Source organism: Nocardiopsis sp. TSRI0078, from assembly GCF_001905145.1.
GTDB lineage: Bacteria > Actinomycetota > Actinomycetes > Streptosporangiales > Streptosporangiaceae > Nocardiopsis.
This window is the reverse complement of record NZ_LWLB01000032.1, coordinates 287,194-312,456: the sequence shown is the minus strand read 5'-3', so window position 1 is coordinate 312,456 and position 25,263 is coordinate 287,194. Positions and strand designations below refer to the sequence as shown.

Annotated in this window: 21 protein-coding genes; 4 read left to right on the top strand and 17 right to left on the bottom strand. The window is 73.0% G+C overall.

Translation table 11 applies throughout. The features are described 5' to 3' along the window. Window positions 1-75: 75 nt before the first annotated feature. The 5 genes from A6A08_RS18470 to A6A08_RS18450 all read right to left on the bottom strand — a co-directional run bounded on the left by A6A08_RS18470 (window position 76) and on the right by A6A08_RS18450 (window position 7,338). Entirely contained in the window at window positions 76-690 is a 615-nt protein-coding gene (locus tag A6A08_RS18470) for a TetR/AcrR family transcriptional regulator (RefSeq protein WP_073703857.1), read from the bottom strand. Between the two features lie 67 nt (window positions 691-757). Further along, entirely contained in the window at window positions 758-1,930 is a 1,173-nt protein-coding gene (locus A6A08_RS18465; protein ID WP_073703856.1) for an acyl-CoA dehydrogenase family protein, read from the bottom strand. Next, a complete protein-coding gene (locus tag A6A08_RS18460) occupies window positions 1,927-3,990 on the bottom strand; it encodes a biotin carboxylase N-terminal domain-containing protein (protein WP_073703855.1) in 2,064 nt (687 codons plus the stop codon). Before A6A08_RS18460 ends, A6A08_RS18465 begins: the two co-directional genes overlap by 4 nt. Before the next feature lie 13 nt (window positions 3,991-4,003). Further along, window positions 4,004-5,602, bottom strand: coding sequence for an acyl-CoA carboxylase subunit beta (locus A6A08_RS18455; RefSeq protein WP_073703854.1), 1,599 nt, complete (start codon window positions 5,600-5,602; stop codon window positions 4,004-4,006). Continuing rightward, on the bottom strand, window positions 5,599-7,338 hold the full coding sequence (locus tag A6A08_RS18450) for an acyclic terpene utilization AtuA family protein (protein WP_199866975.1): 1,740 nt from the start codon (window positions 7,336-7,338) through the stop codon (window positions 5,599-5,601). The genes A6A08_RS18455 and A6A08_RS18450 overlap by 4 nt, the downstream gene beginning before the upstream one ends. 151 nt (window positions 7,339-7,489) lie before the next feature. Between A6A08_RS18450 and A6A08_RS18445 the strand changes: the two genes are divergently transcribed. The 3 genes from A6A08_RS18445 (at window position 7,490) to A6A08_RS18435 (ending at window position 10,195) form a co-directional block, all read left to right on the top strand. Further along, window positions 7,490-7,975: a hypothetical protein gene (locus A6A08_RS18445; protein WP_073703852.1), complete on the top strand. Its 486-nt coding sequence runs from the start codon at window positions 7,490-7,492 to the stop codon at window positions 7,973-7,975. Between the two features lie 162 nt (window positions 7,976-8,137). Then, window positions 8,138-8,710, top strand: coding sequence for a hypothetical protein (locus A6A08_RS28905; RefSeq protein ID WP_073703851.1), 573 nt, complete (start codon window positions 8,138-8,140; stop codon window positions 8,708-8,710). A gap of 147 nt (window positions 8,711-8,857) precedes the next feature. Further along, window positions 8,858-10,195, top strand: a complete 1,338-nt coding sequence (locus tag A6A08_RS18435) for an ABC transporter substrate-binding protein (protein ID WP_073703850.1) — start codon at window positions 8,858-8,860, stop codon at window positions 10,193-10,195. 94 nt (window positions 10,196-10,289) lie between these two features. Here the strand turns inward: A6A08_RS18435 and A6A08_RS18430 are convergent, their stop codons facing one another. The 10 genes from A6A08_RS18430 to A6A08_RS18385 form a co-directional block, all read right to left on the bottom strand. Beyond that, complete coding sequence (locus tag A6A08_RS18430) at window positions 10,290-11,579, bottom strand: thymidine phosphorylase (protein WP_073703849.1); 1,290 nt, start codon at window positions 11,577-11,579, stop codon at window positions 10,290-10,292. 81 nt (window positions 11,580-11,660) lie between these two features. Further along, a complete protein-coding gene (locus A6A08_RS18425; RefSeq protein WP_073703848.1) occupies window positions 11,661-12,089 on the bottom strand; it encodes a cytidine deaminase in 429 nt (142 codons plus the stop codon). Then, window positions 12,068-13,330, bottom strand: a complete 1,263-nt coding sequence (locus A6A08_RS18420) for an ABC transporter permease (protein WP_073703847.1) — start codon at window positions 13,328-13,330, stop codon at window positions 12,068-12,070. Before A6A08_RS18420 ends, A6A08_RS18425 begins: the two co-directional genes overlap by 22 nt. Beyond that, window positions 13,327-14,901 carry an ABC transporter permease gene (locus A6A08_RS18415; RefSeq protein WP_073703846.1) on the bottom strand — a complete coding sequence of 525 codons (1,575 nt, stop codon included), beginning with the start codon at window positions 14,899-14,901 and terminating at the stop codon, window positions 13,327-13,329. Before A6A08_RS18415 ends, A6A08_RS18420 begins: the two co-directional genes overlap by 4 nt. Then, entirely contained in the window at window positions 14,894-16,471 is a 1,578-nt protein-coding gene (locus A6A08_RS18410; protein WP_073703845.1) for an ABC transporter ATP-binding protein, read from the bottom strand. Before A6A08_RS18410 ends, A6A08_RS18415 begins: the two co-directional genes overlap by 8 nt. 340 nt (window positions 16,472-16,811) lie before the next feature. Continuing rightward, window positions 16,812-17,861: a BMP family protein gene (locus tag A6A08_RS18405; RefSeq protein WP_073703844.1), complete on the bottom strand. Its 1,050-nt coding sequence runs from the start codon at window positions 17,859-17,861 to the stop codon at window positions 16,812-16,814. Between the two features lie 346 nt (window positions 17,862-18,207). Beyond that, window positions 18,208-18,939: an alpha/beta fold hydrolase gene (locus tag A6A08_RS18400; RefSeq protein ID WP_073703843.1), complete on the bottom strand. Its 732-nt coding sequence runs from the start codon at window positions 18,937-18,939 to the stop codon at window positions 18,208-18,210. A gap of 141 nt (window positions 18,940-19,080) precedes the next feature. After that, on the bottom strand, window positions 19,081-19,425 hold the full coding sequence (locus tag A6A08_RS18395) for a biotin/lipoyl-containing protein (RefSeq protein WP_073703842.1): 345 nt from the start codon (window positions 19,423-19,425) through the stop codon (window positions 19,081-19,083). Between the two features lie 7 nt (window positions 19,426-19,432). Next, entirely contained in the window at window positions 19,433-20,452 is a 1,020-nt protein-coding gene (locus tag A6A08_RS18390; RefSeq protein ID WP_073703841.1) for an alpha-ketoacid dehydrogenase subunit beta, read from the bottom strand. Beyond that, entirely contained in the window at window positions 20,449-21,486 is a 1,038-nt protein-coding gene (locus A6A08_RS18385; RefSeq protein ID WP_073703840.1) for a thiamine pyrophosphate-dependent dehydrogenase E1 component subunit alpha, read from the bottom strand. Before A6A08_RS18385 ends, A6A08_RS18390 begins: the two co-directional genes overlap by 4 nt. 741 nt (window positions 21,487-22,227) lie before the next feature. Between A6A08_RS18385 and A6A08_RS18380 the strand changes: the two genes are divergently transcribed. Continuing rightward, window positions 22,228-22,716 carry an Lrp/AsnC family transcriptional regulator gene (locus A6A08_RS18380; RefSeq protein WP_073703839.1) on the top strand — a complete coding sequence of 163 codons (489 nt, stop codon included), beginning with the start codon at window positions 22,228-22,230 and terminating at the stop codon, window positions 22,714-22,716. 44 nt (window positions 22,717-22,760) lie between these two features. On the opposite strand, the gene A6A08_RS18375 is transcribed toward A6A08_RS18380, so the two are convergent. Both A6A08_RS18375 and A6A08_RS18370 read right to left on the bottom strand, forming a co-directional pair. Then, window positions 22,761-24,437, bottom strand: coding sequence for a phospho-sugar mutase (locus A6A08_RS18375; protein WP_073703838.1), 1,677 nt, complete (start codon window positions 24,435-24,437; stop codon window positions 22,761-22,763). A 17-nt stretch (window positions 24,438-24,454) separates the two neighbouring features. Beyond that, window positions 24,455-25,252, bottom strand: coding sequence for a purine-nucleoside phosphorylase (locus A6A08_RS18370; protein ID WP_073703837.1), 798 nt, complete (start codon window positions 25,250-25,252; stop codon window positions 24,455-24,457). Window positions 25,253-25,263: the final 11 nt, after the last annotated feature.

The window sequence follows — 25,263 nt, the reverse complement described above, 5'->3', positions numbered from 1 at the left end:
CGGGACGACACCTTCGGCGGGCCCGCGCCCGCTGCTTCGATGATAGACACGCTCCGCGTCGCGTAGGTAGCCGGTTCAGCCCGTCCGGTCCCGGAGCTGCTCGTCGAGTGTGCGCGCCCACTGGCGCACGATCCGGCGCCGCCGGGGCCCGTCGTCGGTGAGCAGGTTGGCCAGTCCCAGGCCGCGCGCCAGGTCCAGGGTCGCCTGCACGGTCTCGCGGACCCCGGGCACCGTCTCGTCCACGCCCAGCAGCGCCACGGCGGACCGGTGGATCTCCCGGCCCATCCGCTCCTCCATCGGGATGATCCGCTCGCGCAGGACCGGGTCGCTCGCGGCCGCCGACCACAGCTGGAGCGCGGCCCGAAAGTCCGTTCCGGTGAACGCGTCCACGACCATCTGCACGACCGCCTCGGTGCGTCCGGGTCCCTCGGGGACGGCGGCCGCGCCGCGCCGCAGCTCCTCCCCCCGGCTGTCGAGCATGTGCCGCAGCGCGGCCAGGAACAGGTCCTCGCGGGTGGGGAAGTGGTGCTGGGCGGCGCCCCGGGAGACCCCGGCCCGCCGTGCCACCGCTCCCACGGTGGCACCGGCCGTGCCGTGTTCGGCCAGGCAGGCCACGGCGGCCTCCAGCAGCCGGGCGCGGGTGGCCCGGCTGCGCTCCTGGCGCGGCTCGCGGTCGGCCCCGGTGTCCACGTGCGGCTTCCCCCCGTCTACGCCGCGCGGACGCCCCTGCGGGCACCCGCGGCGGAGCTCCTTTCGGTCAGTACGACTTGGGCAGGCCGAGGGACTGCTGTGCCACGTAGTTGAGCACCATCTCCCGGCTCACCGGCGCGATGCGCGCCAGGCGGGCGGCGGCGATCGCCGGACCCAGGCCGTACTCGCCGGCCAGGCCGTTGCCACCGAGGGTCTGCACGGCCTGGTCGACCGCGCGCACGCACGCCTCGGCGGCGGCGTACTTGGCCATGTTGGCCGCCTCCCCGGCTCCCGCGTCGTCGCCGGAATCGTAGCGGAGCGCCGCGTGCTGGGTCATCAGGCGTGCCTGCTCCAGCTCGATCTTGACCTGTGCCAGGGGGTGGGCCAGGCCCTGGTGGGCGCCGATGGGGGTGTCGCGCCACACCTTCCGCTCCTTGGCGTAGGCGACGGCCTTGTCCAGGGCGTGGCGTGCGCTGCCCGTGGCCAGGGACGCGGCCATGATGCGCTCGGGGTTGAGCCCCGCGAAGAGCTGGAGGAGCCCGGCCCCGGGGTCACCGACCAGGGCGTCGGCGGGCAGGCGCACGTCGTCCATGAACAGCTGGAACTGGTGGTCGGGGCTGACCAGGTCCATCTCGATCCGGCGGGCCTCGAAGCCGGGGGTGTCGGTGGGCACCACGAACAGCGCGGCGGACAGGCGCCCGGTGTCCTCGTCCTGGACGCGGCCGACGACGAGGACGGCGTCGGCGACGTCCACGCCGGAGATGAAGGTCTTGCGGCCGTCGAGGACCCAGCCGCCGCCGTCGCGGCGCGCGGTGGTGGTGATGCGGTGGGCGTTGGACCCGGCGTCGGGCTCGGTGATGGCGAAGGCCATGATCGCCTCGCCCGTGGCCAGCCCGGGCAGCCAGCGCCGCTGCTGGCCGGGGGTGCCGAAGCGGGACAGGACGGTGCCGCAGATGGCCGGGGAGACCACCATCATCAGGGTGGGGCACCCGGCGGCGCCGAGCTCCTCCAGGACGGCGGCCAGGTCGCCGATGCCGCCGCCCCCGCCGCCGTGCTCCTCGGGGATGTTGACGCCCAGGTAGCCGAGTGCGCCCGCCTCGCGCCACAGGTCGGTGAGGTAGGTGCCCTCCCGGGCCCTGGCCCGGTAGTAGCCGGGCCCGTACCCGGCGGCGAACGCGGACACGGCGGCGCGCAGTTCGACGCGCTCGGCGGGTTCGTTGAAGGTCATGGCACCGGTCACTGCTCGGCCCCTTCGTAGTCGAGTACGGCGAGGATTGCCCCGGCGGGCACCCTCTGCCCCGCCGCGACCGGGATCTCCCGGACGGCACCGGCGGCGGGGGCGGTGACGCGGTGCTCCATCTTCATGGCCTCCATGCGCAGCAGGGTCTGGCCCTCGGCGACCCGGTCCCCCACGGCGGCGTCCACGGCGGTGACGGTGCCCGGCATGGGAGCGGGCAGGGCGCCGGGGTCGACCGCGGCCTCGGGTTCGGGGAGGGGGTCGACGGGGGTGAGGGTGACCGGGCCCAGGGGCGAGTCGACGTGGACGTCGCCGCCGCCGCGGTGGACGCGGAAGGCGCGGCGCAGGCCGTGCTCCTCCAGGACCACCAGCCCGGGCGAGGCCGAGAGCACGCGGACCCCGGGCTGTTCCGGCAGGTAGGCGCCGTGCAGGGTGCGGTAGGCGGTGGTGATCTCGCCTCCCCCCGCGACGACGTGCCGGCGCACGTGCGGCTGGGAGGGCAGGTTGCGCCAGTTGGCGGGGATCCCGGCGGGGACGGTGGCGCCGGTGCGCGCGCCCTCGGCGGCGGCCAGGGACGCGGCCAGCGCGGCGAGGCGCTCGGCGGCGGGGTCGGCCAGGGGCCGGGCGAGGCCGGTGAGCCGCTCGGCGTCCAGGTAGCCGGTGTGCAGCTGCTCGGGGTGCTCCCCCGCCGCCCCGAACGCGGGGTCGCGCAGCGTCCGCACGAGCAGGTCCCGGTTGGTGCCCACCCCGTGGAGGCGCGCGGTGGCCAGGGCGAGGGCCAGACGGCGGACCGCGTCGCGGCGGTCGTGCCCGTGGGCGACGACCTTGGCGAGCAGGGGGTCGAAGTCGGTGCCGACGGTGTCCCCGGGTTCGACGCCACTGTCCAGGCGCACCCCGGGGGCGGTGAGGGGGGCGAACCGGACGGTGGCGTCGGGGACGTCGAAGCCGTGCAGGGTCCCGGTGCGGGGACGCCAGTCCTCGCGGGGGTCCTCGGCATACAGGCGGGCCTCGACGGCGTGGCCGCGCGGCGCGGGCGGGCCGCCCCCGGGCAGGGGGTCGCCCTCGGCGATCCTGATCTGCCACTCGACCAGGTCCAGTCCGGTGACGCACTCGGTGACGGGGTGCTCGACCTGCAGTCGGGTGTTCATCTCCAGGAAGACGGGGTCGCCGAAGCCCTCCCCGGAGACGGGCACGAGGAACTCGACGGTTCCGGCGCCGGTGTAGTCGATGGCGCGGGCCATGCGGCGGGCGGCCTCGTACAGGTGCCCGCGCAGGGGGTCGGGCAGGCCGGGGGCGGGGGTCTCCTCGATGACCTTCTGGTGGCGGCGCTGGACGGAGCAGTCGCGCTCGCCCAGTGTCCAGACCGTGCCGTGGGCGTCGGCCAGGACCTGCACCTCGATGTGGCGGCCCCGCGGGACGTAGGGCTCGCAGAACACGGCCGGGTCGCCGAAGGCGGAGGCCGCCTCGGCACGGGCGGCCTCCGTCTCGGCGGGCAGGTCGGCGAGGTCGCGGACCACGCGCATGCCGCGCCCGCCGCCGCCGGAGACGGCCTTGACCAGCACGGGCAGGTGTTCCGCGCGCACGTCCTCGGGGGCGAGGGCGTCGGCGACGGGCACTCCGGCCTCGCGGGCGATCCGCTTGGCGCGGGTCTTGGCCCCCATGTGCTCGACGGCCTCGGCGGAGGGGCCGACCCAGGTGAGTCCGGCGGCCGTGACGGCGCGGGCCAGTCCGGGGTTCTCGGACAGGAACCCGTAGCCGGGGTGGACGGCGTCGGCACCGGCGGCCCGGGCTGCCGCGACCACGGCGCGGGGGTCGAGGTAGGCGTCCACGGGCCCGCCTCCTCCGGGGACGGGCAGGCGCACGGCGGTGTCGGCCTCGGCCACGTGCGCCGCGGTCTCCTCGCCGGGGGCGTGGATCGCGACGGTGGCGACGCCGAGGCGGCGGCAGGTGCGCAGGATCCGGCGGGCGATCTCCCCCCGGTTGGCGACCAGGAGGGAGGTGAGGGGCCGTCGGGTGGCGGGCCGCTCCTCTCCCCGGCCCGCGGCGAAGGGCGCGTCGTTCAAGGTTTCCCCTCCCTCACATCCGGAAGACGCCGAAGCGGTCGGTGCCCCGGACGGGCGCGTTGTGGGCGTAGGACAGGCACAGGCCCAGGACGGTACGGGTGTCGCGGGGGTCGATGACGCCGTCGTCGTAGACCCGCCCGGACAGGAACAGCGGCAGCGACTCGGCCTCGATCTGGTTCTCGACCATCTCCCGGACCGCGGCGTCCTGTTCCTCGTCGTAGGGCTGTCCCTTCTTCGCCGCGGACTGGCGGGCGACGATGGACAGGACCTCGGCGAGCTGCCTCGGTCCCATGACGGCGGAGCGTGCGCTGGGCCAGGCGAACAGGAAGCGGGGGTCGTAGGCCCGCCCGCACATCCCGTAGTGGCCGGCGCCGTAGGAGGCGCCCACGAGCACCGAGAAGTGCGGGACGGTGCTGTTGGAGACGGCGTTGATCATCATCGAGCCGTGCTTGATGATGCCGCCCTGCTCGTACTCGCGGCCGACCATGTAGCCGGTGGTGTTGTGCAGGAACACCAGCGGGGTGTCGGCGCGGTTGGCGAGCTGGATGAACTGGGCGGCCTTCTGGGCCTCGGCGCTGAACAGCACGCCGTTGTCGTTGGCGAGGACCCCGACGGGGTAGCCGTGCAGGTCCGCCCAGCCGGTGACCAGGCCGCTGCCGTAGGAGGGCTTGAACTCGTCGAACTCCGAGCCGTCCACGACGCGGGCGATGATCTCGCGCGGGTCCACGGGCACCCTGAGGTCGGGCGGCATGACGCCGAGCAGGTCCTCGGCCGGGTACAGGGGCTCGGGTGCGGCTCCCCGGGGCCCGGGCCCCTCCTTGCGGTGGTTGAGGCGGGCCACGATCCGCCTGCCGAGGCGCAGGGCGTCGTGCTCGTCCTCGGCCAGGTGGTCGGCCAGTCCGGAGACCTCCGCGTGCATACGGGCGCCGCCCAGCGACTCGTCGTCGCTCTCCTCCCCCGTGGCCGCCCTGACCAGCGGCGGACCGCCCAGGAACACCTTGGAGCGCTCGCGCACCATGACCACGTGGTCGCTCATGCCGGGGACGTAGGCGCCTCCGGCGGTGGAGTTGCCGAAGACCAGCGCGATGGTGGGGACCCCGGCGGCGGACAGGCGGGTCAGGTCGCGGAAGGTGCGCCCGCCCGGGACGAAGATCTCCTTCTGGGTGGGCAGGTCGGCGCCGCCGGACTCCACCAGGCTGATCAGCGGCATCCGGTTGTGCTCGGCGATCTCGGCGGCCCGCGCGGACTTCCTCAGGGTCCACGGGTTGCTGGATCCGCCGCGCACCGTGGGGTCGTTGGCCACCAGCACGCACTCCACCCCGGAGACGGTGCCCACACCGGTGACGACGCTGGCGCCGACGTGGAAGTCGCTGCCCCACGCGGCGAGCGGCGACAGTTCCAGGAAGGGGCTTGCCTCGTCCAGGAGGAGTTCGATCCGCTCACGGGCCGGCAGCCCTCCCCGGGCGCGGTGGCGCTCCACGTAGCGCTGCCCGCCTCCGGCCAGGGCCTTGGCGTGTTCGGCGTCGATCTCGGTGAGCCTGTCGAGCATGGCCTCGCGGGACCGGGCGAAGTCGGGCGAGGAGGTGTCGAGCCGGGTTCTCAGAACGCTCACGGACGCTCCACCTCCGGCAGCAGCGCCTCGGGGATCGGCATCCTCCGTGCACGCAGCCACTCCCCCAGCCCCTTGGCCTGCGGGTCGGTCCCCTCGCGCCGGGCGGTGCCGGGGGCGAGCATGCCCTCGATCCAGAAGTTGGCGGCGCGCAGGTTGGGCAGCAGGTACCGGGTGACCCTCAGGCCGGCGGTCTCGGGGAGCAGTTCGCGCAGCAGGTCGACGGTGAGGGTGGTGGCCAGCCACCGCCAGGCCGGATCGCTGCCCGCCCACACGCCCAGGTTGGCGTCGGCGCCCTTGTCGCCGCTGCGCGCGCCCAGGACCAGGCCGAGGGGCGCCGTCCGGGCGGGGCCCTCCGGCAGGGGTTCGGGCAGCGGGGGCTCGGGGAGCTCGGCCAGGTCGCGGGTGCGGGGCGCGGGGGCGACGGCCACCCGTCGGCCGTCGGGGAGGATCGCGGTGTGCTCCACCTCGGTGGCGGGCACGAGGGCGTGGGTGGCGGCGACCCCGTCGGGCCGGGCCTCGCGCGGCGGCGAGGTGAGGTGGAACCCGGCGTAGCTGCCCAGGGCCAGTTCCACGGCGGCCGCGCCGAAGGAGCGTCCGACGGCGGCGGGGTCGTGGTCGCGGGCGACCACGCGCAGCCGGGCGGTGGCGGCGTCCTGGGTGGGGCCGTGGGGGTCCTCGGCGGGTACGAACGTGAAGCGCAGGTCCTGCGGTTCGCGTGTGGCCAGGGCGGCGCGCAGCTGGCGCTCGGCCAGGGCGGCCTTGGCCTCGGCGTCCAGGCCGGTGATGAGGAACTCGACCTCGTTGCGGAATCCGGTGATGTTGGTCAGGCCCACCTTGAGGTCGGCGGGCGGCTCCTCTCCGCGCGTCCCGCTGACCAGGACGCGGTCGGGGCCCTGCCGCGTGAGGCGGACGGTGTCCAGGCGCGCGGTGACGTCGGGGCCGGGGTAGCGGGGCCCGGAGACCTCGTAGACGAGCTGGGCGGTGACGGTCCCCGTGGTGACGGCGCCGCCGCCGGCGTGCTTGGTGATGACCGCGCTGCCGTCCGCGTGGATCCGCGCGACGGGGAAGCCGGGGCGGTCCGGGCCGCCGGCCTCGTCCCGGTCCCCGGCGGCCGGGGCGTAGTTGCCGCCGGTGGCCTGGGTGCCGCACTCGATGACGTGCCCGGCGACGGTGGCCCCCGCGAGGGCGTCCAGGTCTTCGGGGGTCCAGCCGAAGTGGGAGACGGCGGGGCCCACGGCCAGGGAGGCGTCGGTGACGCGGCCGGTGACGACGATGTCGGCGCCCGCGTCCAGGCACGCGGCGATACCGAAGGCGCCCAGGTAGGCGTTGGCGGTCAGGGGGGAGCCGAGGTCGAGCTCCTCGGCCCGGTCGATGAGGTCGTCACCGGTCACGCAGGCGATGCGGGGTTCGAGGCCGAGTCCGTCGGCGAGCTCGGTGAGCCTGTCGGCGAGTCCGCGCGGGTTGAGGCCGCCCGCGTTGGTGACCACCCGGATCCGGCGGTCCATGACCAGCTCCAGGCTGTCGCGCATCTGCCGCAGGAAGGTGCGGGCGTAGCCGCGGCCGGGGTCGCCGAGCTGGTCGCGGCCGAGGATGGCCATGGTGAGCTCGGCCAGGTAGTCGCCGGTGAGGACGTCCAGCGGTCCTTCGGTGAGCATCTCGTGGACGGCGGAGAAGCGGTCTCCGTAGAAGCCTGAGGCGTTCCCGACCAACAAAGGGGGCACCGGTGTCGCAGTCATGGAGACGAGAGTGACACCGACCACACGAGAAAACAAGCACGTGTGATTGTTTTATGCGGAACGGGCGACTGATCACGATATGGCCGAAAGTGGCCACGGAGCGTGGGTTATCCCCCTCCGAACCGGGATACGCGCGCGGTATTTTGGCGCCGTGAGTACCTCTCCAGAAGACAAGAACCCCGCCGACCACTCCTCCCCCGAGGACGGGGACGGATCGGCCGGGGCCTCCGCCACGGACACCGACGCCGGCGACGCCTTCCTCTCGGGCACACCGATGGAGGCGGCCGCCCCCGCCGCGGGCGGGCTGTTCTCCGCCGAGACCTTCAGCGTCGTCGGACTGATGCTGTTCGCCCTGGTCGCCTTCAACACCCGGCTCCTCCAGCTCTTCGGCTGGTTCTTCGCGGGCGGGATCACGACGGTGGAGACCCAGAGGGAGATCAGCATGTACACGGGCGAGGCGACCGCGGCGGGCGGCCTGAGCGCCCTGGTCGTGCTCGCCGGTGCCGTGGCACTGTTCCGGGGCGGCGCCGCCACCCGGGCCTGGGCCCGCTGGGCCGCCGCGGCGACCGTGGTCACGGGCGCCCTGCTGCTCCTGGCCTCGGTCCTGGTCTTCGTGAGCCTGCCCCATGTTCCCTGAGCCCTCCCCCGCTCCCCGGGTCCCGCTGACGCACCGGCGGCCCCGGGTCGCCAGGCCGGGCGCCGGCCGGCGGAGGGACCCGTGTCCGCCATTGCCGCACCGAATACCTGAACAGGCGTTTCACAGAACCTTCCTTGGTACTTCCGCGGATACGTTGGCCATGTGAGCACATCACCGGAAGACCGCGACCCGAACGACCGCGCCTGGGACGCCGACCGCTCCCGGGACGCCGACGACGCACCGGCCACCGGGGCCGGACCCTCGTTCACCCCGCAGGAGGGCGCCGGAACCGAGCCCTCGTTCGCGCCGCAGGAGGGCGCGGGGGCCGAGGCGGCCGCCCCGTGGGAGGAGGGGGAGGCGCCCGCGGAGCCCGGTCCGGGCGGCGTCCTCTCCGCGGAGACCTTCGCCCTGACCGCGCTGGCCCTGCTCGCCGTGACCGTGCTCTCGGGCCAGCTGCTCCAGCTCTTCACCACCATGGTCCTCATCGGCGACCAGCCGGTTCCCGTGGACCAGGTGAGGCAGTTCTCCACCCAGGTGGTCATCGGCGGCATATCGGCCGCCGTCGTGGCGCTGGTGGCGGGGATCTCGCTCATCATGACCGGCGCCGGGACCCGCCCCTGGGCGCGGTGGGCGGCCGCCACCGCGCTGATCGTGAGCCTGCTGCTGGTGCTCCTGGCGGTCGTGACCTACATCCTGATGCCGGCCGGCACGGAGATGCAGCAGCCCACGTTCTGAGGGCGGCCCGCCGAGGCCTCCCCTCCGGGGAGGCCCGGGGTTCCCCCGGCACGGTGCAAAGGCGCCTTCATACCGTTCTCCGCTAGATATCAGATCAGTACATACACATGAGGAGAATGGGGGGTTTCGCACCGAACGAGGAGAACCGTGACATCCCCCGAACCCCCGTCTTCCACCGCGCCCGCCTCCGGGAGGAGGGGCGCCCCCATCGTCGGCGCCGTCGCCCTCACCACCGTGCTGATCGGTGTGGTGGCCGGAGTGCTCCACTGGCCGGGCTCGAACGGTGACGGCGGCGACACAGTGGCCTGGGCCCCGGCCGGCGGCTCCCCGCCGGACGTCGGCGAACCCGCCGTCACCTCCCCCGAACCCCTCCGGCTGGGCCATGTCCTGCCCGAGTCCCCCACCGGCCAGGCGGCGGCCGTGGCACTGGCGGTCGAGGAGGTCAACGCGGTCGGCGGAGTCCTGGGACACCCGCTGCCCGACCCCGTCGCCGGTGTCGAGACCGACCCGCTGAAGTCCGCGGACGTCGCCTCGGAGGTCGTCGCCGAGGACGTGCACGCCGTGATCGGCACGGGAGACCCCGTCGGCAACGGCGACGTCATCCCCGTCGTGACGGGCGCGGGAGCGGTGCAGTGCTCCGCCTCGGACCTCCTCTCCGTCCCCTCCCAGGACGCCACCGGCCTGTACTTCAACGCCAACCCCTCCTTCGAGCGCACGACGCGGGCTCTGGCGCGGACCGTCGCCGACGACGGACACCGGTCGGTCGGGGTGGTCGTGGGCCTGGACCCGCACTCCGTGCTCGTCCACAGAGCCCTGGCGAAGGAGCTGGAGGGGACCGGGGTCGAGATCGTCGTGGAGGACCGGACGGATCCCACGGAGTTCGAGGACCCCGTCCTGTTGACTCCGGACATGGCGGGGGCCGCGGGCGCCCTTCTGGAGCAGGAGGTCGACGCCGTCGTCCTGGGCAACCCCCTGTGGGACGAGGACCTGGTCTCCTCCCTGGTCGAGGAGGGCATGACGGCGGACCGGCTCTACGTCACGGGCCACCAGTACTCGCTCGGCCGGGCGGACGACTTCCAGCAGGCCTCCGGCCGGGACCTGGCCGGTCTGACCACGGTCCGGCCCCACACCGGCAGCGGGGACTTCCACGACTTCCTCGGCTCCACCCCCGGCAGCGGCGCCGCGGCGGCCTTCGACTGCGTCACGATCATCGCCCTGGCGGCGGAGGCCGCGGGCGGCGTCGAACCGGCCGGCATCGCCGCGCACATGCCCGCCGTCACCAGTGGGGGCACACCGTGCGCCGGCTACGCGGACTGCGTCCGGCTGCTCCGGGAGGGCACGGAGGTCGCCTACACCGGCCCGCGCGGTCCCGCCTCCTGGGACGGGGACCGCATGCTCGCCACCGAGTACCTGGAGGTCGTCCGCCACGGCGGCGGGAGCGGGGACGACCAGGTGGAGGTCCGCTCCTTCGGCCCCAGCGACTGACACCCTCCGGTGGAGGGCGGCGGATCCGCCCTCCACCGTCACCCGGCCCGGTTCCACGAGGGGTCGGGGAGCGGCGGATCCGCCGCCGGGCGGGTCAGGCGACGCGGTCGATCACCAGCGGCCGGGCCTCGCAACCGGCCTCCGGGTCGATGTCGAAGGCGCCCTCCAGCGCCTGGGCCGCGCGCTCGAAGCGCTCCTCCTCGTCCGCGTGCAGGGTGAACAGGGGATCTCCCGCCGCGACCTCCTCACCCGGTTTGGCGTGCAGGGTCACCCCGGCCCCGAAGGACACCGCGTCCTCCTTGCGGGCCCGGCCCGCGCCCAGCCGCCACGCGGCCAGCCCCACCTGGTAGGCGTCCAGCCGGGTGACCGTGCCCGAGGCCGGGGCGAGCACCACCCGCTGCTCGGCGGCCACCGGCAGCGGCGCCTCCGGGTCGCCGCCCTGGGCCCGGACCAGCTGCTTCCAGGAGGCCAGGGCGCTACCGTCCCGCAGGGCCTCGGCGGGGTCCTTGACCCCCTTCGACCCCGGGGTCAGCCCGGCCGCGGCCAGCATCTCCCGGGCAAGCGCCACGGTCAGCTCCACCACGTCCGCGGGCCCGCCGCCGGAGAGCACCTCCACCGACTCGGCGACCTCCAGTGCGTTGCCCACCTGGCGGCCCAGCGGCGTGGACATGTCGGTGAGCAGGGCGACCGTGCGCACCCCGTGGTCGACGCCGATGCCGACCATCGTGCGGGCCAGCTCGCGGGCGGAGGCGGCGTCCTTCATGAACGCGCCCGACCCCACCTTGACGTCCAGCACCAGCGAGCCGGTGCCCTCGGCGAGCTTCTTGCTCATGATGGAGGCCGCGATCAGCGGGATGGACTCCACCGTCCCGGTCACGTCGCGCAGCGCGTACAGTTTCCGGTCGGCCGGGGCCAGCCCGGACCCGGCCGCGCAGATCACCCCGCCGGTGGAGTCCAGCACCCGGCGCATCTCCCCGGTGGACAGCGACGCCCGCCAGCCGGGGATGGACTCCAGCTTGTCCAGGGTGCCGCCGGTGTGGCCCAGCCCCCGCCCGGACAGCTGCGGCACGGCCGCGCCGCACGCCGCGACGGTCGGGGTGAGCGGCAGGGTGATCTTGTCGCCCACCCCGCCCGTGGAGTGCTTGTCGGTGGTGGGCCGGTCCAGGTCGGAGAAGTCCAGGCGCTCCCCGGAGGCCAGCATCGCCTCGGTCCAGCGGCCGACCTCGGCCCGGTTCATCCCGCGCAGGAGGATCGCCATGGCCAGCGCCGACATCTGCTCCTCGGCCACCTCGCCCCGGGTGTAGGCGTCGATCACCCAGTCGATCTGCGCCGGGGTGAGTTCTCCCCCGTCGCGCTTGGCTCGGATGACCTCGATGACGTCCATGTCATGTCCTTCCTGGCGGGAGAACACGTCTTCCCGGTCGCCGCGGGGCGGCCGGGAGGACGTGGCGCTGACAGCTACTGATTACGCGAGGTTGTGCGGACCGAACGCCTGGGGCAGGACCTGGTCCATGGTCCGGATCCCCTCGGGGGTGTCCACCAGCAGGTGCGGGCCGCCGTGTTCGAACAACAGCTGCCGACAGCGCCCGCACGGCATGAGGGCCTCGCCCCGGCCGTCCACGCAGCTGAACGCCCTCAGGCGTCCCCCGCCGGAGGCGTGCAGGGCGCTGACCAGGCCGCACTCGGCGCACAGGCCCACACCGTAGGAGGCGTTCTCCACGTTGCAGCCGCTGACCACCCGGCCGTCGTCGACCAGCGCCGCCGCGCCCACCGGGTAGTTCGAGTAGGGCGCGTAGGCCCGGGCCATGGCCTGGCGGGCCGCGTCGCGCAGCGCCGGCCAGTCCACGGCCTCGGGGTCCAGGGGTCCGTCCGTCATGACCGGCTCGCCCTCCACTGCTTGCCGATGCCGGCCGGCGGGCGCAGCCGCTGGGAGGCCAGCGAGAGCACCAGCAGGGTGGCGACGTGCGGGCTGTAGGTGGCCAGCTCGCGCGGGAGCGAGTCGGTGGAGAAGTACCAGGTGAGCAGCAGGACCGAGACGAGCGCGCCGAAGGCGGCCAGTCCCTTGCGGTCCTGGCGCACCTGCCACAGGGCCACCGCCAGCAGGGCCACCGCCAGGAGCAGCAGCAGGGCGTGGACCGCCGCGCCGCCGCCGCGCACCTGGAGCGCGTCGGTGTAGCCGAACAGGCCCGCGCCCATGGCCAGGCCGCCCGGACGCCAGTTGCCGAAGATCATCGCGGCCAGACCGATGTAGCCGCGGCCGCCGGTCTGCCCCTCCTGGTAGATCTGCGACGCGACGATGGCCAGGAACACGCCGCCCATGCCGGCCAGGCCGCCGGAGACGACCACCGCGACGTACTTGAGGCTGTACACCGGCACACCGAGGGACTCGGCGGCGTCGGGGTTCTCACCCACCGAGCGCAGCCGCAGGCCGAAGGTGGTCCGCCACAGCACCAGGTAGGTCAGCGGGACCATCAGGATCGCGACGACCGTCAGCGCGGGCATGCGCGTGGTCGCGCCGATCACCAGCGAGGCCAGGTCGCCGACCAGGAAGACCCCGCTGTCGGCGACCGGTCCGAGCACCTCGTTGACGAGGGGCAGGTTCCACACCGGGAACGACGGCGCCATCGGCGACTGGGCCGCGCCCGCGCCGGGCACGTCGGAGTAGACCAGGATCGACAGGTAGCGCATGGCGCCGAGCATGAGGATGTTGATCGCCACGCCGGAGACGATGTGGTCCACCGCGAAGGTCACCGTGGCCACGGCGTGCAGGAGCCCGCCCGCCATACCGGCGAGCACGCCCGCCAGCAGGCCGATCCACGGGTTGTCCGTGGACCAGGCGAAGTAGGCACCGAACCAGGTGCCCAGGATCATCATGCCTTCCAGGCCGATGTTGATGATGCCCGCCCGCTCGGACCACAGACCGCCCAGGCCGGCCAGTCCGATGGGCACCGCGAAGGTGATGGTGGTGTTGATGGTGCCCGCGTCGGTGAGCATGTCGTGGCCGGTGATGACACGCAGCCCCGCCAGGGACACCAGCACCGCGCCGAACAGGGTGAGGAAGCGCCAGCGCGCCCAGCCCCGGGGCCGGAGCGGGGCCTTGGCCACCGGCTCCATCACGTTGATCTCCTGGCTCACTGGGCCTCCCCGCCGCGCTTGCCGTCGGAGCCGGGGACGGTGCCCTCACCGTCGGCGCTCCCGCCCCCGGGTGGCGGGGGCGCGGTCTCCGTCTCCTGTGTGGTCGGCCCGGCGGTGGCGCCGAGCTGCTTGCCGATCTGCTGCTGCTGGTAGCGGCGGCCCCAGCGGTGCACGACCTCGTAGACCACCACGACGGTGAGCACGATGGTGGCCTGCGAGATGACCGCGATCTCCTGCGGGATGCCGTCGAAGGGCAGGATGCCCGCCGCCTGGTTCAGGAAGGCCCAGAACAGGGCGGCGAAGACGATGCCCACCGGGTGGTTGCGGCCCAGCAGGGCGATGGCGATACCGATGAAGCCGATACCGGTCGGGAAGTCCAGGGCGTAGTAGTGGGAGCTGCCCAGCAGCTGGGGCAGGCCCACCAGGCCGGCGACCATGCCCGAGAAGAGCATGGACAGGAACACCATCTTCTTGACGTTCACACCGCTGGCCTCGGCCGCCGTCTGCGACTCGCCGGTGGCCCGCAGTTCGAAACCGAAGCGGGTCCGGTTGAGCATCACCCAGTAGCCGACGCCGACCGCGGCGGCCAGGAACACGAAGCCGAAGATCTCGTCGTCGGAGCCGAGGAAGCCGGCGGGAACGCCCGGCACCCAGGAGGACTCCGGGATGGGCGGGGTGCCGATGTTGTTGGTGCTGATCTCCACCGCGAGGCGGTTGGTGCTCAGCAGGTAGGCGGTGATGCCGGTGGCGATCGCGTTGAGCATGATCGTGGAGATCACCTCGGACACGCCCCGGGTCACCTTGAGGTATCCGGCGATACCGGCCCACACGCCGCCGACGGCCACGGCCGTGACGACGATGACGATCTGGCTGAGCACGGGCGGCAGCATGACGTAGCCGCCCACGGCGGCGGCCAGCAGCGCGGCGAGCCGATACTGGCCGTCCACTCCGATGTTGAACAGCTTCATCTTGAAGCCGATCGCCACGGCGACGGCGGCCAGGTAGTAGGTGGTGCCGTCGTTGACGATCCGCACCAGGCTGTCGGGCCTGGTGCCGTACTCGATCATCCGGTCGAACGTGGCCAGCGGCGGGATGCCGCTGAAGTACAGCACGGCCGCGGTGACCGCGACGGCGATGACGCCGGCGGCCAGGACCGCGGCGAAGGACAGCGCCAGCATGGTCGACAGCCGGTGGAACAGCAGGAACGCCGCGGCGGAGCCGACCAGGGCGCCCAGGGCGGCGGCGACCGGCTCGATCAGGGACAGGTCCAGGAACCAGGCGGTCAGCAGGCCCGAGGCCACCGACAGCACCAGGGCGGTCGGCACGACCAGGGTGGTGTGCAGGACCGTGTTCTCCTCGCGGGCCCCGTCCGTGCCGGCCCGGCGTCCGCCGGACACCAGGCGGCCGGTCCAGGCCACGGCCGCGAAGACCACCACGACGCCGATGACCAGTGCCGCCCACCACAGGAGGACCATGTCCAGGGCGACGGTCAGCAGCGTTCCCACGACCAGGGAGCCGCCCAGCCCCGCGGGTGCGGGCAGGGTCGTGCCGGGACGGGAGATCTTAGTCATGCGTGCCGCCCTCACCTTCCGTACTCTCGTGGGCCCCGCCCAGTCCGGCGCCGGTCATGGCCGAGCCCAGCTGTTCGGGCGTGACGGTGGCCGGGTCGGCCTGGGCGACCAGGCGGCCGCGCAGGATCACGTGCAGGGTGTCGGACATGCCGATCAGCTCGTCCAGGTCCGCGGAGACCAGCAGCACCGCCAGGCCGGCGGCGCGGGCGTCGCGCAACTGCTCCCAGATGGCGGCCTGGGCCCCCACGTCCACACCGCGGGTGGGGTGCGCGGCGACCAGGAAGCGCGGGGAGCCGCTCATCTCCCTGCCGATGATGAACTTCTGCTGGTTGCCGCCGGACAGGGCGTCGGCGATCACGTCGATGCCCGGGGTGCGCACGTCGTACTCGGCGACGATGCGCTCGGAGTCGGCTCGCGCTCCGGCCTTGTTGATCCAGGGGCCGCGCACGCTGGGCGCCTTGGTCTGGTGGCCCAGGATGCGGTTCTCCCACAGCGGGGACTCCAGCAGCACGCCGTGCCGGTGGCGGTCCTCGGGGATGTAGCCCACGCCCGCCTCGCGGATGCGCAGCGTGGACCAGCCGGTGATGTCGTGCTCCTCCAGGAGGATGCGTCCCGAGGCCAGCGGGCGCATGCCCATGATGGCCTCGATCAGCTCGGACTGGCCGTTGCCCTCCACGCCGGCGATGCCGACGATCTCGCCCCGGTGGATGTCCACGCCGACCCCGTCGACGACGGCCCGGCCCTCGGCGGAGTGGACGGTGACCCCGTCCAGGGACAGCACGACGTGGTCGGTGACGGTGGACTCGCGCAGCTCGGGCACGGGCAGTTCGCCGCCGACCATCAGCGTGGCCAGTTCCTGGGCGGTGGTGGTGTCCGGGTCCGCGGTGGCCACGGTGGTGCCGCGGCGGATCACGGTGATCTCGTCGGCGACCGAGAGCACCTCGTCCAGCTTGTGGGAGATGAAGATGACGGTCAGGCCCTCGCGCTTGAGCTCGCGCAGGTTGTCGAACAGCTCGTCGACCTCCTGCGGGACCAGGACGGCGGTGGGCTCGTCGAGGATGATGGTCTGCGCGCCGCGGTAGAGGACCTTGAGGATCTCCACGCGCTGGCGCTCGCCGACGCCCAGGTCGGCCATCAGGCGGTCGGGGTCGACCCCGAGCCCGTACTGCTCGGACAGCGTCCGGATCCGTGTGCGGGCTCGGTTGCCGATGCCGAAGCGGCGCTCCGCTCCCAGGACCACGTTCTCCAGCACGGTCAGGTTGTCGGCGAGCATGAAGTGCTGGTGCACCATGCCGATGCCGTTGCGGATGGCGTCGGAGGGCGAGTGGAAGCGCACCTCCCGGCCGTTGACGTGGATGTGGCCCTCGTCCGGCCGGTGCATGCCGTACAGGGTCTTCATCAGCGTGGACTTGCCCGCACCGTTCTCGCCGACGATGGCGTGCACGGTACCGGGAGCCACGGTGATGTCGATGTCGTGGTTGGCCACGACCCCGGGAAAACGCTTGGTGATCCCGCGCAGCTCAACGGCGGGGGGCGCCAGGGCCCCGTCGCCCGATGGCGTGCTGCTCATCTGTCTCCTCGTGAACTTGCGGCGTGGTGCGGGCCGGGAGGGGCCGGATTGCGGCCGCTGCCGGGCGCCCCCGTCGCGGAACGGCAACCGGGGCGGCACCGGGCCGGGGTCTCCCGGCCCGGTGCCGCCCGTGGATGCGGCCGCCGCGGGTCCCGCCCCGCGGCGACTGTGTTTCTTGGGACCCGCCCCCAGGAGGTCGGTGCGAGCGCCCGCGGGGTTCTGGAGGTGCCGAAGGTGCGACCGCGAGGAACGAGCCGTCACACCGCAGGCCCCGGAGGTTCCCGCTCCTTGGGCGCTCGAACACGGACCAAAGCGAGGCGAGGGCCCGGGGAAACACTGTCTACGGCTCGGTCGGAACCTCGATCTCGCCGTCGATGATCTGCTGCTTGATCTCTTCCAGCTGGTCCTGGATCGGGCTGATCGCCTCTTCGTTGGACTGGGTGTAGTCCACGCCGCCGTCGGCGAGCTCGAAGCGCTGGATGCCGCCCTCGACCTCTCCCTCGGTGGCGGACTTGATCAGCTCGAACACGGCCACGTCCACCTGCTTGATGGCGGAGGTGAGCACGTGCGGCTTCTGGTTCTCCTCGGCGTTCTCGTACTGGTCGCTGTCGACGCCGATGAAGGTGAAGTCGTTGGACACGGCCGCCTCCAGGACGCCGTTGCCCGAGGCGCCGGCGGCGTGGTAGATGACGTCCGCGCCGCGGTCGTACTGGGCCTGGGCGAGTTCGCGGCCCTTGGCCGGGTCGCTGAAGCCGCTCATGTCCGGCGGCTGGCTGAGGTAGTCGACCTCGACGTCGATGTCCTCGGTGACGTGCTTGGCTCCCGCGACGTACCCGGCCTCGAACTTGTGGATCAGCGGGGTCTCGACGCCGCCGACGAAGCCGACGTGGTCCTCCTCGGTGGTCAGCGCCGCGGCGGCACCGGCCAGGAAGGAGGCCTGCTCCTCGGCGAAGACGAGGCTGGTGACGTTGTCCAGGCCCTCGATCTCGGAGTCCACGATGGCGAAGTGGACGTCCGGGTACTCGGCGGCGACCGTCTCGAGCGGCTCGGCGTAGGCGAAGCCGACGGCGATGACGACGTCGAAGCCCTCCTCGGCCATGGTGGCCAGGCGCTGCTCCTTGGCGGAGTCGGCCTCGCCGTCGCTGGGCTCGAAGTCGGTGGTCTCGACACCGAGCTCCTCGGCCGCCTGGGACAGGCCGCGGTAGGCCGAGTCGTTGAAGGAGCGGTCGCCGCGACCGCCGACGTCGTAGGCCAGGCCGACCTGCAGCTCGGAGGCGGACTCCTCGCCGCCCCCTTCGCCGCCTTCCTCCGCCGCGCTGTCACACGCGGTGAGGGCGAGCACACCGGCCGCCGCGACGGCGGCGAACCTGACTGCGTTGCTGCGCTTCACTTCTCACTCCCCTTACGCACTCTCAGCGGCCAGCATTCTCGCGCGACCGAACTGAGTTCTGCAGCCGGACGATATCCGGTGGCCGAAAGTACATCGAACCAACAGACGGAGTTGTTATGAAGGCGAGAGCGGAGCGACACGGGGGCTCACTCGGGAGTCACCAAACACGCACCCGAAGCGGTCGGCCACGTTTGCGCATTGCGTTCTTCGCACCCCGATCCCCGCCCCGACACGGCATTACCACGCCTGGTTCACGACCACTCACGCGTTGTCACACCAGCACGTGGGAACCGGCCGGTCTAGACCGGACTGACCATGTCGGGCGGGGAGGGGCGGGAGGGCCGGCTCAGTCCGCGAGGAAGTCCAGCACGGCCTGCCGGAAGGCCCGGGAGGAGACGGCGTTGGCGTGGTCGCGTCCGGGGACCTCCACGTGGGTGCCGCCGCAGCGCTCGGCGAGCTCGGCCGCCCCCTCGGCGAGCGCGTCCCTGGCGCCCGAGACCAGCAGCAGGGGGATCCCGGTGAGCGGCGGGTCCGGGTCGAAGGGGCGCGAGGCCTGAGCGCGCGCACAGGCGGCCAGCGCGGCGGCGTCGTTGCCGGGCAGGGCCGCCACCGTGCGGTAGACGAGGTCGAAGGGGGTGTCCCCGGAACCGGGGTCGGACAGGTCCGCTCCGTCGAAGGCGTTTTTCGCCCCGAAACCACCGAGAACGACACGTCTGACCCGTTCGGGCGCGGTCAGCGCCAGTTCCCAGGCCAGGCGCGAGCCCATCGAGTAACCGACCACGTCGACCTTGTCCACACCCGTCTCGTCGAGCATGGCGACAAGGTCGGCGACGAAGTGTTCGGGCAGGTAGAAAGCGCTGTCGGTCGGTTTGCCGCTGGCGCCGTGGCCGCGCAGGTCGGGCCCGATCACCCGCGTCCCGGCCGCTCCCAGGGCCTGGACCCATCCGGCGGCACGCCAATTCATACCGAAGTCGGTACCGAAACCGTGCAGCAAAAGTACGGGGACTCCGTCCCCGGGAACCTGCGGATGCAAATCCGCATAGCGTATTGTCACGTCGCCGACGAGATTCGCGGACATGGAACCCTCAATCCCTGTCTTCGGAGAATGTGAGAGGGCCGCCAAAGGTCCGTTCGGAGATTTCTCCCGAAAATGGCGCCAGAAGGCGCCGACGTTCGTGCCTTCCTCCGTACGGACACCCTCGGCGGCCCGGTGCGGCCGTCAGTCCGACGGGGGCCTGAGCCGTACCCGGCGCGCGGGCCGGGCCTCCTCGTCGGGCACCCGGCCCACGATGCCCGCCTGGGGCGCGTCGGCCGCGGCCTCGACCGCGAAGGTCACCAGGGGGTCGCCCACGGGCACGACCTGCTCCTCCTCGGCGTGCAGCTCGACGATCCTGCCCGCCTTGGGCGAGGGGATGACCACCGCGGACTTGGTGGTCTCCACCTCCACCAGGGGCGCGTTGCGTTCGACCGTGTCGCCCACGGCGACCTGCCACTCCAGGACGGTCGCCTCGACCAGGCCCTCGCCCAGGTCCGGGAGCGTGAAGGTGAAGTTCTCTTGTGCCATGGTCGCTCTAGTACTCCAGGGTCCGTTGCACCGCGAGCAGGACGCGGTCGATGGTCGGCAGGTACTGCGGCTCCAGGGGACCCGCGGGGTAGGGAACGTCGAAGCCGGTGACGCGCTGGACGGGGGCGGCCAGGTCACGGAAGCAGTTCTCCGTGACCAGGGTGGCGACCTCCGCGCCGAGCCCGGCGGTCAGCGGCGCCTCGTGGACGACCACGGCGCGCCTGGTGCGCGAGACCGAGGCGGCCAGTCCGGCGGCGTCGATGGGCTTGAGCCAGCGCAGGTCCAGCACCTCCAGGTCCACGCCGTCCTCGGCGGCCAGTTCGGCCACCTGCACGCAGCGGTGCACCATGGCGCCCCAGGCGATGAGGGTGGCGTGGCGGCCGGAACGCACGACGCGGCTCGTGCCGATGGGGTCGCCGGGCTCGCGCAGCTGGACGGGCTTGCGGTCCCAGTAGCGGGACTTGGGCTCCATGTAGACGACGGGGTCGTCGGAGCGCACCGACTGCAGCAGCAGGCTGTAGGCGTCGGCGGGGTCGGAGGGCGCGGCGACCTTGAGGCCGGGGGTGTGCGCGAAGAGCGCCTCCAGGCTCTCCCCGTGGTGCTCGGGCGCCTGGATGCCGCCGAAGGAGGGCAGCCGCAGGGTGATCGGCATGGGGGCCGCGCCGCGGGTGCGGTAGTTCATGCGCGCCACCTGGTTGACGATCTGGTCGATCGCGGGATAGGCGAAACCGTCGAACTGCAGCTCGGGGACGGGCCTCCAGCCGTTCATGGCCAGGCCGACCGCCATGCCCATGATGGCGGACTCGGCGAGGGGGGTGTCGAAGACGCGCTTGTCGCCGAACTCCTTCTGGAGTCCGTCGGTGACGCGGAAGACCCCGCCCAGGGTGCCGACGTCCTCGCCGAAGACCAGCACGTCGGAGTCCTCGGTGAGCAGGTCGCGCAGGGCGCGGTTGATGGCCTGCTGCATGGACAGCTCGACCACGGGGGTGTCGGCGGCGGTGTCGGCGCGTTCGATCAGCTCGGTCACAGCTCGACCTCTTCCTGCCAGGTGCGGCGCTGCCGGGTCAGCTCCTCGGTGGTCTCCCGGAAGACGTGGGTGAACAGGTCCGAGCCGTCGGGCTCGGGTGCGGTGGCCACGCCGTCGCGGACGCGCTCGGCCTCCCGCGCCGCCCGGGCGTCGACCTCGGCGAGGTGGGCCTCGTCGGCGTGCCCGGCGGCGAGCAGGGCCTCGCGCAGCAGGCGGACGGGGTCGCGGTCGCGCCAGCGCGCGGCCTCGGCGTCGTCGCGGTAGCGGCCGGGGTCGTCGGAGGTGGAGTGGGGCTCGACGCGGTAGGTGAGCGCCTCGACGACGGAGGGCCCCTCGCCCCGGCGGGCCCTGGCCACGGCCTCTGCGGTGGCCTCGTAGACCGCGCCCGCGTCGTTGCCGTCCACCAGGACGCCGGGCATGCCGTAGCCCTCGGCCCGCGCGCGGACGGAGCCGCCCGCGACCTGGCGCTCGTTGGGCACCGACAGCGCCCACTGGTTGTTCTGGCAGAAGAAGACCACGGGGGCTCCGAAGACCCCCGCGAAGTTCATCGCCTCGTGGACGTCTCCCTCGGAGCTGGCGCCGTCGCCGAAGTAGGCCAGGGCCACGCCGTCGTCCCCGCGCAGCCGCTCGCCCACGGCCCATCCGACCGCGTGCGGGACGGGGCCGCCGACCACGGCGTTGACGGCCCCGAACCGGGAGGCCATGACGTCGTAGAGGCCGCCGTGCCACAGGGCGCGGTGGGTGGCCATGTAGCCGACCATCTCCACGCCGTAGGCCAGGGCCGAGGCCATCTCGCGGTAGGTGGGGAAGACGAAGTCGCGTGCGGGGTCCAGTGCCGATGCGCTGGCGACCTGGGCGGCCTCCTGCCCGCGCACGGACACGTAGGCGGGGAAGACGCCCTGGCGCTGCAGGGCGATGGCCTCGGTGTCCAGGTCGCGCGCGGTCCTCATGTCGCGGTAGAGCGCGCGGGTGAGGTCGGGGGGCAGGTGGTCCACGGTGATGGCTCCCCGGCCCGCTGACTCGTGGGTTGGCATGTCGAGCGGCTCCCAACGTGGCCCTGCCGCGTGTGGTGGCGCGAGCCGGGCTCTGGATGGTCATCTTCTGTACGCCGATTCTCCAGAATATTCGACACTCTCGCTAGATATCAGCGGATACTTGATACATAAGGAGACGAGGAAGCCAGTTTCGTCCCTGATCGTCTAGCATCTGCCTCGCGCGAACCACGAAAACGACACACGGGCCTATACACATAGGAACCACCCCCGACCCTCACGAACCCCAGGACACCACCGGGGGTACATACCCGCCCACCGCCACGATGCGCGCCGTCACGGAAAGGAAGCGAAGGGCAACGGATAGTGCGCACTCGACGCCGGGCGCACGTGTCCGGGGCGACTCGAACATCCCGTCGACGAAAACCCGGGAATCCACGACACATGAAGCCCCAAGTGGCCCCTCGACGAGAATTTCTGTCCCGTTCCGAGTACCGCGGTGTAGTTACCCGCCAGTCGGGGAAACCAGCCATCCACCAGCCGCGTCAACCATGGGTACAGTCGGACACCCCGAAGCGCCCCCCGCCCGTCGGCCCCGCACGAGGGCCCCGATCCCCCGTCCCCGGCCGCCCCACCCCCGGCGGTCGGCCCGCCCCCGGCCCCGGTCTCGCCGGCTGAGATTCCGATGGACGGAAACAACGTTTACCTGGTAGTTCGTTAGCCCCGGTCAATGACGACGGCAAGGGGCCCATCCTGAAACAAGAGCACACGAGGAGCACGCACATGGCCATGGGCGACCAACGTAGGAACGGCCGGCGGCCGGACACGACCGACCAGACCATCCTGAGCGCCCTCGCCAAGGACGCGCGGACCGGGATCACCGAGATCGCCGCCCTGGCCAACGTGTCCCGGGCGACGGCCTACAACCGGATCAAGCGGCTCACCGACGAGGGGGTCATCCGCGGCTACTCCGTGGTGACCGACCACTCCAAGATGGGGCTCGGCGTCACCGCGCTCGTTCTCATCTCGGGCAGCCAGCCCGACTGGCGGGCCAACCGGGAGATCCTGTCCTCCTACCCGGAGATCGAGTACTGCTGGTACGTCGTGGGATCGGCGGACATCGTCCTCCTCGTCCGCGTCGCCAACACCAACCAGCTGCGCGACCTGATCCTGACCCGGTTGCAGTCCCTTCCGGGTGTGACGTCCACCCAGACGCTCACCGTCATCGACGAGGTCGTACACCGGCCGGTCGTGGAACCCGCCGAGGAGTAGGACGCGTTCGGCGGGCACCGCCCGCGGAACGCGTCCCCAAGGCCCTAATCCCCGACCACCTCGGCGACCGAGGCCATCAGCTCGGCGAGCAGGTCCGAGCCCAGTGCGCGGGTGGCCGCGACGTCGCCGTCCACATCCAGCACCACCTCGACGTAGGCCTTCAGCTTGGGCTCCGTCCCCGAAGGACGCAACGTCACCCGTCCCCTGCCCTCCAACCGGAAGCGCAGGGCGTCCGTCGGCGGCAGACCCGCATGTCCGGCGGCGAAGTCGTCGACCCCCGCCACACGCAGGGGCCCGAACGCGGCGGGCGGTTCGGCGCGCAACCGCCGCATCGCCGCGGAGATGACCGCGAGGTCCTCCACCCGTACCGAGAGCTGGCCGCTCAGGTGCAGCCCGTACCGGCGCGCCTGGTCGTCGAGCAGGTCGAGCAGGGTCCGGCCCCCACTCCTGGCCCGGGCCGCGAGCGCCGACGCCACCAGGGCCGCGCTGATCCCGTCCTTGTCCGAGACCGGACGGCCGTCGTCACCGCCCACGCAGTAGCCCAGCGCCTCCTCGAACGCGAAGACCCGCCGCCGCCCGGGACCGCCCGCGCGCGCCAGCCACTTGAAGCCGGTGAGGGTCTCCTCGTATCCCACCCCCCGGTCGCGGGCGATCTTGCCGAGCAGGCTGGAGGAGACGATCGAGGTGGCCACCACCCGGTCGGGCCCGGTGGTGTGGTCCAGCACGTACTCGGCGAGCAGGCCGCCGACCTCGTTCCCGGTGAGCAGCCCGTGTCCGGGGACCGCGAGCGCGAGCCGGTCGGCGTCGGGGTCGTTGGCGATCACCAGGTCCGAGCCGTCGGCGGCGCCGGCGGCCAGCGCCATGTCCATGGCGCCCGGCTCCTCCGGGTTGGGAAAGTCCACGGTCGGGAAGTCGGGGTCGGGGTCGAACTGGGCGGCGACCGCGGACGGCCGGGGGAACCCGGCCCGCTCCATCGCCGCCGTCAGCACGCGGCCGCCCACACCGTGCATGGCGGTGTAGGTGGTGGCCAGGTCGCGGTCCCCGGGCGGGACCAGGGCGGTGACCGCGTCCAGGTAGCGGTCCACGATCCCCTGCCCCAGCACCGTCCAGTCCGTTCCCAGGGGCAGGTCGCCGACCGGACCCGCGGCGTCGATCCGGGCGGAGATCTCGGCGTCGGCCGGGGAGACGATCTGCGTGCCCGCGTCGGCGTCGCCGCCCGCCTTGCCGGCCCCGGCGTAGACCTTGTAGCCGTTGTCCTGCGGCGGGTTGTGGCTCGCGGTGACCATGATCCCGGCTTCGGCGCCCAGGTCGCGCACGGCGAAGGCCAGGACGGGGGTGGGCAGGGGCTCGGGCAGCAGGGACACCCGGTGCCCGGCGCCGGTGAGGACGGCGGCGCTGTCGCGTGCGAAGTCCGCCGAGCGGTGCCGCGCGTCGTAGCCGATCACCACGTGCGCGGGACCGTCGCCGAGCCAGGCGGCGATCCCGGCCGCCGCCCGCATGACCACCACGCGGTTCATCCGGTTGGGTCCGGCCCCGAGCGCGCCGCGCAGACCGGCGGTGCCGAACTCCAGGCGCGCGCCGAAGCGGCCGGCGAGGTCGGCCAGGGCGTCGGCCTCACCCCGGTCGGCGCGCTCCACCAGCCCCGACAGCTCCACGCGGGTGTCGGGGTCGGGGTCCTGGGCGAGCCACCGCCTCGCCTGGTCGAGGATGTGGGCGGTCATCGGGGAACCGGCTCCCTTCACAGCTTGGCGACGATGTCGGCGAGCAGTCGGCCGACGGTCCCCGCGGCCTCCCTGCCGGTGGCCAGCACGTCCTCGTGGTCGAGGTTGGCGTCCTGGAGTCCGGCCGCGATGTTGGTGACCAGGGACAGGCCCAGGACCCGGGCGCCCGCCGCGCGTGCGGCGATGGCCTCCAGGACGGTGGACATGCCGACCAGGTCGGCGCCCATGGCGCTGAGCATGCGGATCTCGGCGGGGGTCTCGAAGTGCGGGCCGGGCATGGCCGCGTACACGCCCTCGGGCAGGGCGGGATCGACCGAGCGGGCCAGCTCGCGCAGGCCGGCGTCGTAGGTCTCGGTGAGGTCGACGAAGGTCGCGCCGGTCAGCGGGGAGAGCGCGGTCATGTTGATGTGGTCGGCGATCAGGACCGGGGACCCCACGGGGTAGGCGGGGTTGATGCCGCCCGCGGCGTTGGTCAGCACGATCGTCCTGGCCCCGGCCGCCACCGCGGTGCGCACGCCGTGCACGACCGCGGCGGTGCCGTGGCCCTCGTACAGGTGGGTGCGGCCCAGGAAGGCGAGGATGTCGCGCTCGCCGTCGCTGATGCTGCGGAGGGTGCCGCTGTGGCCCTCCACGGCCGGGGGCACGAAGCCGGGCAGGTCGGCGGTGGCCAGCTCGTGCCCGGACGCGCCGAGCAGGTCGGCCGCGGGCGCCCACCCCGATCCCATGACCAGGGCGACGTCGTAGCCGTCCACTCCGGTGCGCGAACGCAGTTCGGCGGCGGCCTCCTCGGCGGCGGCCTGGGGTGTGCGAGTCACAGTGCGCTCTC

Excerpts from the sequence above, each read along its gene's own strand:
- A6A08_RS18450 (WP_199866975.1), bottom strand. The coding sequence starts at position 7,338 with ATGACTGCGACACCGGTGCCCCCTTTGTTGGTCGGGAACGCCTCAGGC.
- A6A08_RS18430 (WP_073703849.1), bottom strand. The coding sequence starts at position 11,579 with ATGGACGTCATCGAGGTCATCCGAGCCAAGCGCGACGGGGGAGAACTC.
- A6A08_RS18415 (WP_073703846.1), bottom strand. The coding sequence starts at position 14,901 with ATGACTAAGATCTCCCGTCCCGGCACGACCCTGCCCGCACCCGCGGGG.
- A6A08_RS18410 (WP_073703845.1), bottom strand. The coding sequence starts at position 16,471 with ATGAGCAGCACGCCATCGGGCGACGGGGCCCTGGCGCCCCCCGCCGTT.
- A6A08_RS18400 (WP_073703843.1), bottom strand. The coding sequence starts at position 18,939 with ATGTCCGCGAATCTCGTCGGCGACGTGACAATACGCTATGCGGATTTG.
- A6A08_RS18395 (WP_073703842.1), bottom strand. The coding sequence starts at position 19,425 with ATGGCACAAGAGAACTTCACCTTCACGCTCCCGGACCTGGGCGAGGGC.
- A6A08_RS18385 (WP_073703840.1), bottom strand. The coding sequence starts at position 21,486 with ATGCCAACCCACGAGTCAGCGGGCCGGGGAGCCATCACCGTGGACCAC.
- A6A08_RS18380 (WP_073703839.1), top strand. The coding sequence starts at position 22,228 with ATGGCCATGGGCGACCAACGTAGGAACGGCCGGCGGCCGGACACGACC.
- A6A08_RS18375 (WP_073703838.1), bottom strand. The coding sequence starts at position 24,437 with ATGACCGCCCACATCCTCGACCAGGCGAGGCGGTGGCTCGCCCAGGAC.